Consider the following 15,356-nt stretch of genomic DNA (forward strand, 5'->3'; position numbering starts at 1 on the left):
AGGCGGTTCAAAGCGCCCCTGGTGTCTCCCTCGGAGACACCAGGGGCGCTTTTGTCTGTCGGAGGTAGCGCGGGACCCGCCGCTCGTAGCTCGACTCCTGCTCGCCGAACCGGTCGGCGAGCAGGTGCTCCTCGCGGAGGACGGCGCGGTGGACCAGGGCGGCGACGAACGGCCAGCTCGCGAGCACCCAGGGCGAGCGGGCGGCGAGCCCCGCGCCGACGTGGAGCAGGGTCCAGCCGACGTACATCGGGTTTCGGGTGAACGCATAGGGCCCGACGGTCACGAGCCGGTCCGGATCTTCGAGGTCGCCCGCTCCCCGCGCTTTGACCGCCCACGCGTTGAGGCCCACTCCGGCGGCCAGCAGGGCCCAGCCTGCCGGCACGAGGGGCCTGGGCAGCCGTGTGCGGGTGCGCGCGTTCAGCAGGAGGCCCGCGACCATCGGGACCGCGTGCTCAAGCGGGAGGGGCATCCGGTTCCAGAGGACCGACACGGGCCCACCGTAGACCCGCTCAGCAGGTGACGGAGACCTTCGCGCCGGCGCGGAAGGACACGTGGACGTGGTCGTAGTGGTTGGCCGTGGCGCCGCCGCGGTCTTCCATGGCCGACCAGCCGCTGCCGTCGTTGTAGCGCTGGCGCCAGATCACGTAGGTGACGGCGAAGGCTCGGCGGTTGGCCAGGACGTAGTCGGCGATGGCGTTGCCCTTGGCGGTGTCGACCATGAAGTCCAGGGCCAGGCCCTCGGGGTGGTCGCTGGTGCCGCTGCGGCCCGCCGCGCCGCCGATGTCGTCGACGCCGAACTTCGCGGCGATGTGGTTGCCGACCTGCGCCACGTGCGGCTGCGCGCCGTCCAGCTTCGTCGAGCACGACGCGGCCGGGGGTGGCGGCGGGGGCTTCTTCACCGTGGTGGTGGTGACCGGGGGCGGGGTGGTCGTGACCGGGGGCGGGGTGGTGGTCGTCGTCGTGGGGGCGACGGTGGTGGTGGTCGTCGTCGTGGTCGTGGTCGACGAGGTCGTCACCGGCGGGGCCATGGCCATGGCGGCGCTGGCGTTCTGCACGTCCGGGTTGGTGCCTGCGACCCAGGCCGTGGCCGCGAGCACCGCGCCGGTGGTGACGGCGAGCGCGACTGGCATGTGCCAGTTCGCGGCCTTGCTGCTATGTCGACCTGCCATATCGTGGATCACCGCTATGCGTCGGGGACGGGGCTGGGCTCTTTCGAGCCCGAGGCAACGTAACGAAACGGCCACGGCAATGTCTCGCCAGGGTGTCGGCCGCCACATTTCCGCAGGTAGGCTTGACGCTGTGGCCAGCAGGTATCGCGGTTCGTGGTGGGCCGATCACCCATGAGCGACGTGCGAATCGGGACGTCGGGCTGGCTTTACCCGCCCTGGCGGGGGACGTTCTACCCGAAGGGCCTCACCCACAAGCGCGAGCTGGAGTACTTGTCGCGGCAGGTGTCGTCGATCGAGATCAACGGGTCGTTCTACTCGCTGCAGCGCCCGGAGAGCTACCAGCGGTGGCGGGACGAGACGCCTTCGGGATTCGTGTTCTCCGTCAAGGGCCCCCGGTTCATCACGCACATGAAGCGCCTCAAGGACGCCGACGTGACGCTGGCGAACTTCTTCGCCTCAGGGGTGTTGGCACTGCGGGACAAGCTCGGCCCGATCCTGTGGCAGCTGCCGGAGAACTTCCGCTACGACCGCGACCTGTTCGCGGGCTTCTTCGATGAGCTGCCAAGGACGACCAAGGCCGCCGCGAAACTGGCCGAGTCCCATGACTCCCGCTTGGACGGTCGCGCGTGGACGGAGACCGACGCGGACCGTCCCCTGCGGTACGCCCTGGAGGTCCGCAACCCGAACTACCCGCGTGAGGAGTTCGTGGAGTTGTTGCGGGACAACGCGATCGCGCTCGTGGTCGCGGACACCGCGGGCCGGTGGCCACTGTTCGACGAGGTGACGACGGAGTTCATGTACGTGCGGCTGCACGGGGACGAGGAGCTGTACACCAGCGGCTACACGGACAAGGCGCTGGACGAGTGGGCGAAGAAGGTCAAGCGGTGGCGGAAGCAGGGGGACGTGTTCGTGTATTTCGACAACGACGTGAAAGTCCGCGCCCCCTACGACGCCAAGGGCCTCATCGAGCGACTGTGAAGCCCTGAGCAGCGCTCGTCTCAGATCGAGACCACGTCAAGAATCCGCTCCAGGCCATGGAAGTCCACCGCGTTCCGGGTGAGCAGCGGCAATCCGTTCGCCGCCGCGGTCGCGGCGATCTGAAGGTCCATCCGACGCGGTCGCGGGTTGCGCCCGGAGCGTTTGACCAGGGCAGCCATGGTTCCGTAGAGCTTCGCCGCCGGAATGTCGAATGGCAGCACGTCGAATTGCTCGAGGGTGGCGTAGTAGCGCTCGGTTCGGGCACTGCGTTCGATCGGATCGTCGACATCAAGGCCGTAGGCCAGTTCGGCGATCGTGACCGCGCTGACGAACGCGGCGGCCGAGGCGTTGTCGCCAAGGCTCAGCCGGTCGAGGTCGATGATCACGCAGGTGTCCAGCAGGACACTGATCATCGGGACCACACGTTGTCGACCGGGTCATCGGACCCGAAGACCTGGTCGTCGGCTTCACGCTCACGGCGCCAGCGTTCGGCGTCCATGGGCGGGAGCCCGCGGAACGCCGCCTGCGCGTCGGCCAGGGTGCGCCGCTTGGCGGCCTGCTCAGCCTGGTGCGGAACGAGGTCGGCCACCGGCTTCCCGTTACGGGTGACGGTGAATCGCTCGCCTGCCTCGACTCGCCGCATGATCTCGGCGTTGTCGTTGCGAAGTTCGCGCTGGCCGATGACCTGACTCATGCCACCACTGTAGCAACTATCCGGGGAGTGTGCTACAGATGTGCTACTCCGCGAGGACGAGGGTAGTGCCAGGCGCCGGCAAAGACATCGCACGTCGCGTTTCTCGACTTCATCGGGCGACAGTGACGGGTTGGCGGACCTTGCGGGTGATCAGCCAGGCAGTGAGCACGACCAGCGACACCACAGGCATCGGCCGACCCGTCCAGACGCTCAGGGCGATATCGCAGAACGGCACGATGACGATCGCCGCGAACACCCACGTCGGCGCGGTGGGCAGTTTCGGTGGGCGTTCCGGCGTCCACGGTGTGCGGTTCCACGGCTTGGCCACCGAAAGCCAGGCCTGGAAGGCGATCGCGCCCGCCATCAGTGCCGTCCCCACGACAAGAGGGACCGGTGTCGGGGCCGGGTTGCCCGCCTTGGCCGCGATCACCGCTTCGTTCAGGGCGCCGGACAACACGAAGATACCCAAATAGAGCTGCGCCAACGTGATCACCAGTTTCCCCAGCACCCACCAGTGCCGGTAGAAACCCCAGGCGGTCGAGGCCGAGAGCATGAAACCGGTGAACGCCGACGCGTTGGCCATGGGCGTGAGCAGTGCGTTGTCGAGTGTGTGGGCCATGGTCGTGGCGCTGACGCGGATTGCGGCGTCGTCGGTCGTGAGGCTCACGGTCAGCAAGGTGAACAACGCCAAGGCCTGACTCATCCAGCCGACGGACGTGATCACGTGCAGCCACACGGCGCCCTGGCGCCATCGTTTCGGATTCCCCCAAGTCATGGCCCCAAGCGTCGCCGGGAGCGGTCCGGCGCACATCCAGGATGTCCCTGGGTCCGACCCTGATTCAGGGCAGGGACGGCAGGTGCACGGTGACGGTCAAACCGCCGCCCCGCACAGGTTCCGCGGTGACATGGCCGCCATGGGCGCGGGCGACGGCGCGCACGATCGACAGCCCGAGACCCGTTCCCGTGTGCGCTGTCCGGTCGACGCCGCCGCGACGGAAGGGCTCGAACAGCTCGGCCACCCGCTCCGGTTCCACGACCTGACCGGACGATGACACGGTCAACATTGTCCACTGTGGACCATGCGCGGTTCGGACGTCGATCCAGCCGCCGTCGACGTTGTGCCGCACGGCGTTCTCCAGCAGGTTTCCCGCGACCCGTTCCAGGAGAGCGGCGTCGCCGGCGACCCGGGCGCCGGACTCGTGGAAGGTGGCCCGCACACCACGGCGTTCCGCCTCCACCCGGGCCGACCGCCAGGCGCCCGCGATGACGGTCGACAGGTCGACCGGGCCGGTCACGTTGACCCCGAGGCCGTCAGTGCGGGCCAGCACGAGCAGGGCCTCCACCAGCTCGCCCGCGCGCAGGGTCGCCGAGCGCACGACCTCGGCCATGCGCCGCAGCTCTGCCTCGTCGGCGTCCGGGTCGGCCAGGGTGACGTCGAGTTCGGTGCGGATCACCGCGAGCGGGGTCCGCAGCTCGTGGCTGGCGTTGGCGACGAACTGGCGTTGCGACGAGAAAGCGGCCTGCAACCGGTCGAGCATCGCGTCGAAGGTGTCGGCGAGTTCGGCGACCTCGTCGCGGGCGCCGCGGTGGCCGATGCGCGCGCCGAGGGACTCCACCGACAGGCGCTGCGCGGTCGTGGTGACCTCGCGCAGGGGGCGCAGGACGCGGCCGGTGATCACCCAGGCGAGCAGTGCGGTCGCGGCGACGACACAGACGAACGCGACGGAACCCGCGAGCAGAACGCGTTCGCGGGCGTTCTCGGCCAAGGCGTCCGCGAGTTGGTCGGCGCGGACGCGGATGCCGCCGACGACGACCGTCGACCCCTCGGGCAGCGATGGCACCGACGCCACCACACCACCGGCGAGCAGCCAGCCCAGCCACAGCAGCAACGCGCTGACCGCCGCCACGAGCCCCGTGGTGAGCAGCGTGATCCTCGCGCGCAGCCCCAGGCCGCGGCGGCGTCCGCTCATTGACTGCCCGCGGAAGAGGGCACGCGGTAACCCGACCCGACGACGGTGTCGATCACACCGGGCTCGCCGAGCTTCTTGCGCAGCGTCATGACGGTGACGCGGACGGTGGTGGTGAACGGGTCGGCGTTCTCGTCCCAGACCCGCTCCAGCAGTTCCTCGCTGCTGACCACGGAGCCGCGGGCGGCGAGCAGGACCTCCAGGACGCCGAACTCCTTGCGGGTCAGCTCGATGGGCTGCCCGGCCCGCGCCACCGTCCGCCGCGCCGGGTCCAGCTCGACGTCACCGGCGACGAGCACCGGGGGCGTCACCGGGGTCGCCCGCCGGGCCAGGGCCCGCACCCGGGCGACCAGCTCGGGGAAGGCGAAGGGTTTGGCGAGGTAGTCGTCGGCGCCCAGGGAAAGGCCCTCGACCCGGTCCTCGACGGCGTCGCTGGCGGTCAGCATCAGCACCCGCGTGAGGGCGCCGGACGCCACGATCTCCCGGCACAGCTCGTCGCCGTGCATGCCGGGCAGGTCGCGGTCGAGCACTACCACGTCGTACCGGGTGAAGCTCGACTTCTCGTGGCCGTCGTCTCCGTTCAGGGCGACATCGACCGCCATGCCTTCACGTCGCAGGCCACGGGCGATCGCCTCGGCCAGCGCTGGTTCGTCTTCAACGATCAGGATCCGCACGGGTACAACGGTGCCACACCACTGTGGACAAGGGCGTCCCGAGCCCTACGGCAGGGCCCGGTCGACCTGTTCGGCGTTCTCCTGGTCGTGGCTGCCGATCAGGTCCGAGGCCCAGCCGGTGACCCGACGGGCGACGTCCTGAGCCGTCAGTCCCAGCCTGACCAGGACCTCGTCCCGTGAGCCGTGGGCGTGGAATTCGTTCGGGATGCCCAAGTCGCGCAAAGGCACATCCACGTCGCTGTCGCGCAGCAGGGCCGCGAGGGACCAGCCGAAGCCGCCGTGCCTGCCGCTGTCCTCGACCGTCACCACCAGGCGGTGCTTGGCGGCCAGGTCGACCAGTTCACGCGGCACGGGGGCGACCCAGCGCGGGTCCACCACCGTCACGCCGATGCCCTGGTCTGCCAGGCGGTCGGCGGCTGCCAGGCCCAGTTCCGCGAAGGAGCCGACCGTCACCAAGAGCACGTCCGACGTCTCGCCTCGGCGGAGGATGTCGACCGGGCCGACGCGTTCGACGGCCAGGATGTCGTCGCCGACGGTGGCCTTCGGGAAACGCAGGACCGAGGGGCCGTCGTCGATCGCCACCGCCTCGCGCAGTTCCTCGCGGAGGGTGAGGGCGTCGCGGGGGGCGGCGATGTGGATTCCCGGGATCACGCCGAGGATGGACAGGTCCCACATGCCGTGGTGGCTGGCGCCGTCCGGGCCGGTGATGCCCGCGCGGTCAAGGACCACCGTGACCGGCTGCTTGTGCAGCGCGACGTCCATCAGGAGCTGGTCGAACGCCCGGTTGAGGAACGTCGAGTAGATGGCGACGACCGGGTGCAGGCCCGCCATGGCCATGCCCGCCGCCGAGGTGATCGCGTGTTGCTCGGCGATGCCCACGTCGAAGCAGCGCTCCGGGAACTTCTCGGCGAACGGGGCCAGACCGGTCGAGCGCAGCATGGCCGCGGTGATCGCCACGACGTCCTCGCGCTCGGCGCCGATCTTGGCCAGCTCGTCGGCGAACACCGACGTCCAGACCGTCCCCTTGGACTTGCGGGGCTTGCCGGTGACCGGGTCGATCGGGTCGGTCTGGTGCATCTGGTCGAGCTCGTCGTTCTCGGCCAGCGGGTAGCCGTTGCCCTTGCGGGTCACGGCGTGCACGATGACCGGCCCGCCGAAGTCCTTCGCGCGGCGCAGGGACGACTCCAGCGACTCGAAGTCGTGGCCGTCGACCGGGCCGATGTACTTCATGCCCAGGTCTTCGAACATGGCCTGCGGGCTCAGCGCGTCCTTGATGCCGCGCTTGGCCGCGTGCAGCGCCGCGTAGAGCGGCTTGCCGACGACTGGCGTCCCCTGCAGGACCCGCTTGCCCTCCTCGAGCGCCCGCTCGTAGCCGGGACGCAGCCGCAGCGCGGCGAGGTGGTCGGCGACACCGCCGATGGTCGGCGAGTAGGAGCGGCCGTTGTCGTTGACCACGATGACGACCGAGCGGTCGGTGCCCGCGGCGATGTTGTTGAGCGCCTCCCAGCACATGCCGCCGGTCAGCGCGCCGTCACCGACGACGACCACGGCGCTGCGGCGCTCGCCGCGCAGCTCGTAGGCCTTCGCCAGACCGTCGGCATAGGACAGCGCGGCCGAGGCGTGGCTGTTCTCGACGTGGTCGTGCTCGCTCTCGTCACGGCACGGGTAGCCGGAGATGCCGCCCTGCTGGCGCAGGTCGTCGAAGCCGTCGCGGCGGCCGGTGAGGATCTTGTGGACGTACGCCTGGTGGCCGACGTCGAAGATCAGCGTGTCCCGCGGGGAGTCGAACACCCGGTGCAGGGCGATCGTCAGCTCGACGACGCCGAGGTTGGGGCCCAGGTGGCCGCCGGTCTTGGTGACCTTGTCGACGAGGAAGGCGCGGATCTCGATGGAGAGGCGATCCAGCTCCTCCGGCGTCAATCGGGTCAGATCAGCCGGTTCGTGCACGGACTCCAGCAGCGTCACCGCGTGGTCACCTCGTCGTCCTTAGTCGGCTGTTCCTGCGGCATCCAGTCTACGAGGGGCGTCCGTGTGCTCGCCGGAGGCGTCGCACACATCCACGCGATCATCACCGAACGTGCACACCGACCCCACACGCCCGGTATGGTTCCGCTCGCACGTATGGGGGGATCTGTGGTGGGGGAACGATGACGGAACCGCAGCCGGTGATGGACCCGGTCGAACAGAATCGGCTGACCAAGGACGTCGGCCGGGCGATGGTGCGCGTCGCCGGCCAGCACTGGCAGAAGATCCGCGCCGAGTACCGCTCCGCGGGTCGCCACGTCGAGGTCGACCTGACGATCACCGCCCATGACGGGCAGGAACACGCGATCCGCCCGCCGACCGAGGTGGTCTCCGGCTTCGCCCGGCTGCGCGGCGGGATGTACCGGCCGGGTCGGGGGACCTGGCTGGTCGCGGTCTACGAGATCGAGCCGCCCGGCGGGTTCGCGGTGGAGTTCGAGCCGGACGTCGAACCGGTGTGGCGACGCGTGCCGCCGCCGATCGGGTTCATGGACGAGCTTCGGTTCTTCCCCCGTTCGGAGGAACATATCCCCGATTGGCTGCGGGCCCGGGCAGGCATGCCGCCCGCGGTCTCCGCGGAGACCCAGGCGGCGCACACGCCCGCAGGCGGTATCCCGGCGCCTGGCGGACCTGTTCCCGCTGGTCAGACCCCTGGAGCTGGACCGGCGCCCTCGGGTCCTGCCGGTCCCGCGACTCCCCTGCCCGGTGGGCCTGGCGGGCCCGCACCCGGCGGTCCCGCAGCTCCCGCACCCGGCGGACCGGGCGGTCCCGCGGCTCCGGTGCCCGGTGGACCCGGCGGTCCCCCGACTCCCGCACCCGGCGGCCCCGCGGTGCCCGCTCCCGGTGGACCCTCCGCTCCCGGCCCCGGAGGACCCGGTGGTCCCGCCCGGCCCGGCCCGATTCCGCCCGCGCCGGGCCGACCGCCGATGCCTCCCGGCCCCGGCGGCCCCGGACCAGTCCCGCCTCGAGGCCCGGCCGGTCCCGGTGGTCCGTTCCCCGGCGGCGGCATGCCCGGACCAGGCCACCCGCCCGCGGGGAACCGCCCGCCCCACCCTGGCTTCCCGCCGCCCAACGGCCCAGGCTTCCCCGGCCGCCCGCCAGGACCCCCACGCCCCTGACCGACCCGCTCACAGCGACGGCAGATCCGAGCCCGCGAGTCGCCCCTCCCAGCAAACGAGTCGCCCCTTCCAGCGAGTGAGTTCGACATTCGCCCGACCCGAATGTCGAACTCACTCGCCTGGAGGGGCAACTCACTTGCCGGGAGGGGCGACTCAGTTGCCGGGGAGGGCGACTCGCGGGGTTAGGGCGCGGCGGGGGGTGGGGTGGAGATCGCGGACATGATGTAGCCGACGAGTTCGCCGTAGAACTCGGGGCGGACCGCGCCGGGCACGATCCAGTGGTCGATTCCCAGGCCGATGCTCAGGGCGTGCAGGCCGATCGCCAGTTCCATCGGGTCGACGTCCGCGCGGATGCGGCCCGCCCGCTGTTCGGCCGCGATGATCTCGGCGACCGCACGCGGGATCGACTCGATCCGGTCGGCGAACTTGGTGCGCAGCGCGGGATCTCGGGCGGCGACGATCGAGAACTCGAGATTCAGCAGGAACCGGTCGGGGTCGGCGTGAACCTGGCGGGTGCTCTCGTCGGCGAGCAGCTTGACGCGCTCGGCGAACGTGCCGCCCGCGGCGGCGAAGAACGCCTTGATCACCGCGACCCGGTCTTCGGTGCTCTCCGTGAACAGGGCGAAGAACAGGTCCTGCTTGCTCTCGAAGTTCGAGTACACCGCGCCGTGGCTGTATCCCGCTTCCTCGGCGATGTCGGCGATCGAGGCGCCCGCGTACCCGCGGCGGGCGAACACGCGCTTGGCGGCGGCCAGCAGTTCCTCCCGGGTCTGCGCGGCCCGCTCGGCCCGAGGCAGTCGGCGAGGTGTCACTGCTGTTGTCTCCACTGAGTCGATCTACGAGTGCCGAGAGGGTACCTGGCGCATTCGAGACATTTCCCCGCTACCAAGCGAGCACGCCCGGTAACATTAGGCTCGTAATCTGGATGACAAGCATAATCTGGGGGTTAGCAGTGCGCGGACCGAACGACCCGGACTTCGCCGATTCCGCGGGCGCGTTGGCCGAGCTGATCGGGCGGCAGAGCCAGATCGAGACCCTGCTGCACACCGACCGGTTCAGCGTCGATCCCGACGGAGCCCGCCGCGCCGCCAAGGCCTGCCGAGACCAGGTGCACCGCATCGACAGTGCCCTGGAGACGGCCCGAGGGCTGGTGCGCACGGACAACTTCGGCCAGTGCGCGGTCGGCGAGTCACTGTCGAACAAGTTCATCGCGAAGGCGGGCGATGGTCCCGACTCGCTGATCAGCCTGCTCAGCCAGGCCCGAGACCTGCTCGCCCGGCTCGGCGCGAGCTACGACAACGCGGCCGCGGGCTACGACCACACCGACGAGTCGGCCGCCACCCACTTCCGGAACCTGGCGGAGAGGACCGGCGCGTGAACCCCGTCGAACAGCTGCTGGCCCCCGTCCTGGAAGTGCAGTCAGCCTTGGTCGGCACCGACGGCCCGAGCGCGCGCGACGCGCAGGCGCGCGGCCAGGCCGCGGCCACGGCGGACAGCGGCGCCCGGCACGACGCGCTCGCGGCCCAGGGCGACAAGCAGGCCGACGCGGCGGGCGCGGGCTACGACGCCCCGACGATCGCCGAACTCGACAACTGGCAGGCGTGGCAGCTCGAGGAGATGCGCGCGCTGCTCGACGCCATCAGCCCGGACGCGATGGCCGAGACCGGGTCGACCTGGCAGGCGCTGGGCAGTCAGATCGCCGACAGCTTCGAGACGTTCCGCCGCGAGGTGACCGAGGCCGTCGCCGAGACGTGGACCGGTCCCGCCGCCACGGCCGCCGAGGGGTACTGCACCGCCTTCGCCCAGTGGGGTTCGGCGTTCGGCGCGGCGGTCGACGGCACCGGAATCCGGATCCACCAGGCGGCGGCCGCGGTGGACCTCGCCAAGATCAACCTGCCGGAGCCGCAGGACTTCAACTGGCAGCGACTGCTCGTCGTGGCGGCCGAGGGGGCCATCATCGGCGGTGTGGTCGGTGCGATCGCCGGAGCCGCCGCGGGCCCGGCCGGGATCGCCGCGGGCGCGGCACTGGGCGCCGCCGCGGGTGGGGCGGTCGGCGGCGGTGGCGACGTGTTCAAGCAGTTCGTCGAGCAGCAGCAGGCCCAGCAGCGCGGGGCCGAGGTGATGGAACGCTTCTACTCCAAGGGTTACGTCGACGTCGACTCGACCACGCCCGCGTTCGCGACGGCGGTGTCGTCGACCAGTCCGGGTGCCGCGGGCACGTCGGCCAGTTCGTTCGGCCAACTCCCCGGCGGAGGCGGGTCGGCGGGGATCACCTCCGGGCTCTCGGGTGGCGGGCCCGGCAGTGGGGCGGACAGCAGGCTGGGCGGCGGGTTCGGCGCGGGGGCGGGCATGCGGCCCGCGGGTCGCGGCGGCATCGGCGCGGGACGCGGCGCGGGCGGACGCGCGGGCGGGCTCGGCGGCCCGTTCGGCGGCGGCGGAGGCGCGCGCGGGCAAGGCGATGAGGACGAGGAACGCTTGACCAAGTTCGTGCAGAAGGACGATGGGCTGTTCGCGTCCGACGAGCCGTGCGCAAGGCCGATCATCGGTGTCTGAGCAGCCGTGGTCGCTGACCACCACCGAGTTCGACTACGTGTGGCAGACGCTGAACCTGGGCGACTACCCGTTCCCGCTGCAGGTCCCCAGTTTCGGGCGGACCGACCGCGACCGTGTGTCCATCGCGCTGCGCGTGCGCGACAGCCTGCGTGACCGCGGGCTGTTCCACGTCAGCGCCCCCGACCCAGGACTGGAACGGGCGCTGCGAGTGGTGGCCGCCGCCGAGCAGTGGCTCGACTCGGTGTGGCTCGCGGGCGAGAACCTGGCGTCGCCGGTGCGGGTGATCACCGCCCGCACCGATGGGCGGACAGTCCTGTTGCGACAGGAACCAGGCCCCGACTCGCACGCGGGCGGCACGTTGACGCTGACGGAGATCCCACCGCAGCGACTCGTCGATGCCGCCCTCGACGAACTGCCCGAGGGCAAACCGGGCGCGTGGCGGCCGGAGCCGATGGCGGCGGATGCCTTGGCGGGCACGGTTCCCGAGGAGACAAGTCCGTGGGAGCCCAAGGACCGGGCTCCGCATTTGCGGGAGCTGATGAGCGGCACGCATCGGGCGGGCGGACAGATCGGGATCAACCTGCGGGAATCCGGCCGGCGTCGGCGCGCGCTCGCGGCCCGGTGGTTCGACCGGGCCGACGACGGGCGGTATTTGGCCATCAACACGGCCGGGGCGGACGGACGGCCGTGGATCACGGTCGCGCCCGCCGACCGGACGGCCATGCGGACCCGGATCACCGAGACCATGGGCGAACTGACCGCACTCTGAGCGGAGTGGCCCGCCCAGATCGGGACGGGCCATCCATCAGCGCGCCAAGGACCAAGCCCTCACCGGCACGGCCCGCCCAGACCAGGGCAGGCCATCCCTCAGCGCACCAAGGACCAAGCCCTCACCGGCACGGCCCGCCCAGACCAGGGCAGGCCATCCCTCAGCGCACCAAGGGCCGCGCGCTTGACCGGTGCGGCCCGCCCGTCAGCGCTCCAACAGCGCCACGCACTCCACGTGGTGCGTCATCGGGAACGTGTCGAACGCGCGGAGCCGCGTCAGCCGGTAGCCGTGGCCCGCGAACGACGCCACGTCCCGGGCCAGCGAAGCCGGGTCGCACGCCACATAGATCACGCGCTCCGGTGACCGGGCCGCGATCGCGTCCACGACTTCCCGGCCCGCGCCCTTGCGCGGCGGGTCGAGGACGACCACGTGCGGGTCGGGCAGGTCGCCGTCGACCAGGACCTGTTCGACCATCCCGGCGAAGACCCGGACCTGGGGCAGGTCGCTCAGGTTGTCGGCGCCGTCCTCGGCCGCCCGGCGGGACGACTCGATCGCGATGACCGAACCTTCCTGCCCGACCTGCTCGGCCAGCACCGCCGCGAACAGGCCGACACCGGCGTACAGGTCCCACGCGCACGCTGACGGCTTGACGCCCGACCACTCGGCGACGACCTCGGCCAGCATGTCCGCCGCATCCGGGTGGACCTGCCAGAAACCATGTGCGTCGAGCCGCCAGTCGCGGCGGGCGGCGCGTTCGACGGCGACCGCGGAGCCGGCGACCCGGCGCGACACCGTCTCGCGGCGGACCTCGGTGATCTCGCTGATGTGGGTGCGGCCGTTCGCGTCGACCGAGACGTCGACTTCGGCGCGCGGCTTCCACTTCTTGCCGACGACCTGGTCGACGGTGCCCGGCGCGGCGATGTAGCAGTGCTCCACCGGGATCACCTTGTGGCTGCGGTGCGCGCGGAAACCCGGGCGGCCCTGCCGGTCGACGGCGAGCCGGTTGCGGGTGCGCCAGTGCAGCAGGCCGCCCGCCAGTTCCTCGACTTCGACGTCCCAGTCGAGGCCCGCCAGTCGCTTCAACTGCTCGGCGACGACAGCGGCCTTCAAGTTCCGCTGCTCCACGCCGGTGGCGTGCTGCCAGTCGCAGCCACCGCAGCCGCCCGGCCGGGCCAGCGGACACGGCGGCTCGACGCGCGCGGGTGACGCGGTCAGGACCTCCACCGCGTCGCCGCGGCAGAACGAGCCGCCCTTGTCGTCGGTGATCTCGACGATGACACGTTCCCCCGGCAGCGCGTGCCGGACGAACACGACCCGCCCCTCGGCCCGCGCGACGCAGTGGCCGCCGTGCGCGACCGCGCCGACCTCCACTTCGACCCGTCGTCCCGTCCAGTCGGTCACCGGCGTTCTTCCTCCTCGTCGACGGCCAGGCCGCGGCGCACCAGGCCGGGTGCGACCACGTCGTCGACGTGCACACCCGCCGAGGACGCCAACTGCCACGGCACACTGGTCACCATCACGCCAGACTGGAACAGCAGCCTGCCCTTGAGCCGCAGGGCGCTCTGGTTGTGCAAGAACTGTTCCCACCAGTGCCCGACCACGTACTCGGGGATGAACACGGTGACCACATCGCGTGGGTTGTCGGTTCGGACCCGCTTGACGTAGTCCAGCACCGGTTTGGTGATCTCACGGTAGGGCGACTCGATCACCTTGAGCGGCACCGTGAAGTTCTGCTTGTCCCACTCTACGACCAGCCGCTTGGTGTCGAGGTCGTCGACGTTGACGGTGATGGCCTCGAGCACGTCCGGCCGGGTCGCCCTGGCGTAGGCCAGCGCGCGCCTTGTCGGCAGGTGCAGCTTGGAGACGAGCACGATCGAGTGGATGCGCGACGGGAGCAGGATCGGCCCCGCGCTCTCCGCCTTGACCAATTCCGCCGTGACCCGGTCGTAGTGCCTGCGGATGGCGGTCATCATCGCGTAGAGCGCGGCCATGGCGGCGATGGCGATCCAGGCCCCCGACAGGAACTTGGTGATCAGCACGACGATCAGCACGGCGCCGGTCATCGCGAGGCCGAACGCGTTGATCGCCTGCGAGCGGCGCATCCGGCGGCGTTCGACCGGGTCGGTCTCCGAGGCCAGCTTGCGGTTCCAGTGCCGGATCATGCCCGTCTGACTCATCGTGAACGAGACGAACACACCGACGATGTAGAGCTGGATGAGCCTGGTGACCTCGGCGTCGAACGCCACGACGAGGATGATCGCGAACGCCGCGAGCCCGATGATGCCGTTGGAGAACGCGAGGCGGTCGCCGCGGGTGTGCAGCTGGCGGGGCAGGTAGCGGTCCTGGGCGAGGATCGAGCCGAGCACCGGGAACCCGTTGAACGCGGTGTTCGCGGCGAGCACGAGGATCAGGGCGGTGACGATGGTGACGAACCAGAAGCCCGTCGGGAAACCCGAGAACACCGCGCTCGCGATCTGGGCGACCATCGTCTTCTGCTCGTAGCCCTCAGGGGCGTTGACCAGCTGCGCCGGGTCCTCGGCGACCTTCACCCCCGTCAGCTGCGCGAGCACGATCAGGCCCATCAGCATCACCACGGCGATGAAGCCCATCAGCAGCAGCGTCGTCGCGGCGTTCTTCGACTTGGGCTTGCGGAAGGCGGGGACTCCGTTGCTGATCGCCTCGACACCGGTCAGCGCGGCGCAGCCGGAGGAGAACGCACGCAGGATCAGGAAGACCAGGGCCAAGCCCATGAGTTCGCCGTGCTCGGCGTGGAGTTCGAAGTTCGCGCTCTCGGCGGGCATGTCCTGGTCGAGGACCAGGCCGCGGAACAGCCCGTAGCCGATCATCCCCATGATGCCGATCATGAAGGCGTAGGTCGGGACCGCGAACGTGGCGCCGGACTCGCGGATGCCGCGCAGGTTGATCGCGGTCAGCACCACCATGGCGAGGACGGCGAATTCCGCCTTGTGGGTGGCGACGTAGGGCACCGCCGAGCCGATGTTGGACATGGCCGCGGCGATGGAGACGGCGACGGTGAGCACATAGTCGACGAGCAGCGCGCTGGCCACCGTCAACCCCGCCTTGCGGCCCAGGTTCACCGTGGCGACCTCGTAGTCACCGCCGCCGGACGGGTAGGCGCGCACGTTCTGCCGGTAGCTGGCCACCACGGTGAGCATCACGACCACGACGACCACACCGACCCACGGGGCGAAGGTGTAGGCCGACAATCCGGCCACCGACAGCATCAGGAAGATCTCTTCCGGCGCGTAGGCCACCGAGGACATCGCGTCGGAGGCGAACACCGGCAGCGCGATGCGCTTCGGGAGCAGGGTGTGCGCCAGGCGGTCACTGCGAAACGGCCGTCCGACGAGCAGTCGCTTGACCGCCGTTGAGAACTTGGACACGGGTGCAC

At 70.6% G+C, this 15,356-nt stretch carries 16 protein-coding genes; 5 read left to right on the forward strand and 11 right to left on the reverse strand.

Annotated features, from left to right (window positions below):
- Positions 1–7: 7 nt before the first annotated feature.
- Both C8E96_RS32275 and C8E96_RS33650 read right to left on the reverse strand, forming a co-directional pair.
- Positions 8–490: a methyltransferase family protein gene (locus C8E96_RS32275; protein ID WP_228769724.1), complete on the reverse strand. Its 483-nt coding sequence runs from the start codon at positions 488–490 to the stop codon at positions 8–10.
- Between the two features lie 19 nt (positions 491–509).
- Positions 510–1,169 (reverse strand): hypothetical protein, encoded by a 660-nt coding sequence (locus C8E96_RS33650; RefSeq protein WP_166658198.1) that lies wholly within the window; start codon positions 1,167–1,169, stop codon positions 510–512.
- A gap of 171 nt (positions 1,170–1,340) precedes the next feature.
- Between C8E96_RS33650 and C8E96_RS32290 the strand changes: the two genes are divergently transcribed.
- Positions 1,341–2,147: a DUF72 domain-containing protein gene (locus C8E96_RS32290; protein WP_091371238.1), complete on the forward strand. Its 807-nt coding sequence runs from the start codon at positions 1,341–1,343 to the stop codon at positions 2,145–2,147.
- 20 nt (positions 2,148–2,167) lie between these two features.
- Here the strand turns inward: C8E96_RS32290 and C8E96_RS32295 are convergent, their stop codons facing one another.
- The 6 genes from C8E96_RS32295 to dxs form a co-directional block, all read right to left on the reverse strand.
- Complete coding sequence (locus C8E96_RS32295; RefSeq protein WP_091371463.1) at positions 2,168–2,560, reverse strand: type II toxin-antitoxin system VapC family toxin; 393 nt, start codon at positions 2,558–2,560, stop codon at positions 2,168–2,170.
- Entirely contained in the window at positions 2,557–2,841 is a 285-nt protein-coding gene (locus tag C8E96_RS32300; RefSeq protein WP_091371237.1) for a type II toxin-antitoxin system Phd/YefM family antitoxin, read from the reverse strand. Before C8E96_RS32300 ends, C8E96_RS32295 begins: the two co-directional genes overlap by 4 nt.
- Positions 2,842–2,950: 109 nt before the next feature.
- Positions 2,951–3,616, reverse strand: a complete 666-nt coding sequence (locus C8E96_RS32305) for a hypothetical protein (protein ID WP_091371235.1) — start codon at positions 3,614–3,616, stop codon at positions 2,951–2,953.
- A gap of 64 nt (positions 3,617–3,680) precedes the next feature.
- Positions 3,681–4,811 (reverse strand): sensor histidine kinase, encoded by a 1,131-nt coding sequence (locus C8E96_RS32310; protein ID WP_091371234.1) that lies wholly within the window; start codon positions 4,809–4,811, stop codon positions 3,681–3,683.
- Positions 4,808–5,482: a response regulator transcription factor gene (locus tag C8E96_RS32315; RefSeq protein WP_091371232.1), complete on the reverse strand. Its 675-nt coding sequence runs from the start codon at positions 5,480–5,482 to the stop codon at positions 4,808–4,810. The genes C8E96_RS32310 and C8E96_RS32315 overlap by 4 nt, the downstream gene beginning before the upstream one ends.
- A 45-nt stretch (positions 5,483–5,527) precedes the next feature.
- The gene (gene dxs / locus C8E96_RS32320; RefSeq protein ID WP_091371229.1) at positions 5,528–7,447 is read right to left on the reverse strand and encodes a 1-deoxy-D-xylulose-5-phosphate synthase; all 1,920 of its coding nucleotides are present in this window, start codon (positions 7,445–7,447) and stop codon (positions 5,528–5,530) included.
- Positions 7,448–7,629: 182 nt separating this feature from the next.
- Here dxs and C8E96_RS33655 point away from each other — a divergent pair, with 182 nt between their 5' ends.
- Positions 7,630–8,622: a hypothetical protein gene (locus tag C8E96_RS33655; RefSeq protein ID WP_166658199.1), complete on the forward strand. Its 993-nt coding sequence runs from the start codon at positions 7,630–7,632 to the stop codon at positions 8,620–8,622.
- A 182-nt stretch (positions 8,623–8,804) separates the two neighbouring features.
- On the opposite strand, the gene C8E96_RS34355 is transcribed toward C8E96_RS33655, so the two are convergent.
- Positions 8,805–9,434 carry a TetR/AcrR family transcriptional regulator gene (locus tag C8E96_RS34355; protein ID WP_133794933.1) on the reverse strand — a complete coding sequence of 210 codons (630 nt, stop codon included), beginning with the start codon at positions 9,432–9,434 and terminating at the stop codon, positions 8,805–8,807.
- Positions 9,435–9,574: 140 nt separating this feature from the next.
- Between C8E96_RS34355 and C8E96_RS32335 the strand changes: the two genes are divergently transcribed.
- The 3 genes from C8E96_RS32335 to C8E96_RS32345 are packed head-to-tail and all read left to right on the forward strand — an operon-like array spanning position 9,575 to position 11,944.
- Entirely contained in the window at positions 9,575–10,000 is a 426-nt protein-coding gene (locus C8E96_RS32335; protein WP_091371227.1) for a hypothetical protein, read from the forward strand.
- Complete coding sequence (locus C8E96_RS32340) at positions 9,997–11,175, forward strand: PPE domain-containing protein (RefSeq protein WP_091371225.1); 1,179 nt, start codon at positions 9,997–9,999, stop codon at positions 11,173–11,175. The genes C8E96_RS32335 and C8E96_RS32340 overlap by 4 nt, the downstream gene beginning before the upstream one ends.
- Complete coding sequence (locus C8E96_RS32345; RefSeq protein WP_166658200.1) at positions 11,168–11,944, forward strand: ESX secretion-associated protein EspG; 777 nt, start codon at positions 11,168–11,170, stop codon at positions 11,942–11,944. The genes C8E96_RS32340 and C8E96_RS32345 overlap by 8 nt, the downstream gene beginning before the upstream one ends.
- Positions 11,945–12,148: 204 nt before the next feature.
- Here the strand turns inward: C8E96_RS32345 and C8E96_RS32350 are convergent, their stop codons facing one another.
- Together C8E96_RS32350 and C8E96_RS32355 are read right to left on the reverse strand one after the other, a co-directional pair.
- Complete coding sequence (locus C8E96_RS32350) at positions 12,149–13,345, reverse strand: class I SAM-dependent RNA methyltransferase (protein WP_091371220.1); 1,197 nt, start codon at positions 13,343–13,345, stop codon at positions 12,149–12,151.
- On the reverse strand, positions 13,342–15,348 hold the full coding sequence (locus C8E96_RS32355; protein WP_091371218.1) for an APC family permease: 2,007 nt from the start codon (positions 15,346–15,348) through the stop codon (positions 13,342–13,344). Before C8E96_RS32355 ends, C8E96_RS32350 begins: the two co-directional genes overlap by 4 nt.
- Positions 15,349–15,356: the final 8 nt, after the last annotated feature.

It is taken from the genome of Actinokineospora alba (genome assembly GCF_004362515.1).
Lineage (GTDB): Bacteria > Actinomycetota > Actinomycetes > Mycobacteriales > Pseudonocardiaceae > Actinokineospora > Actinokineospora alba.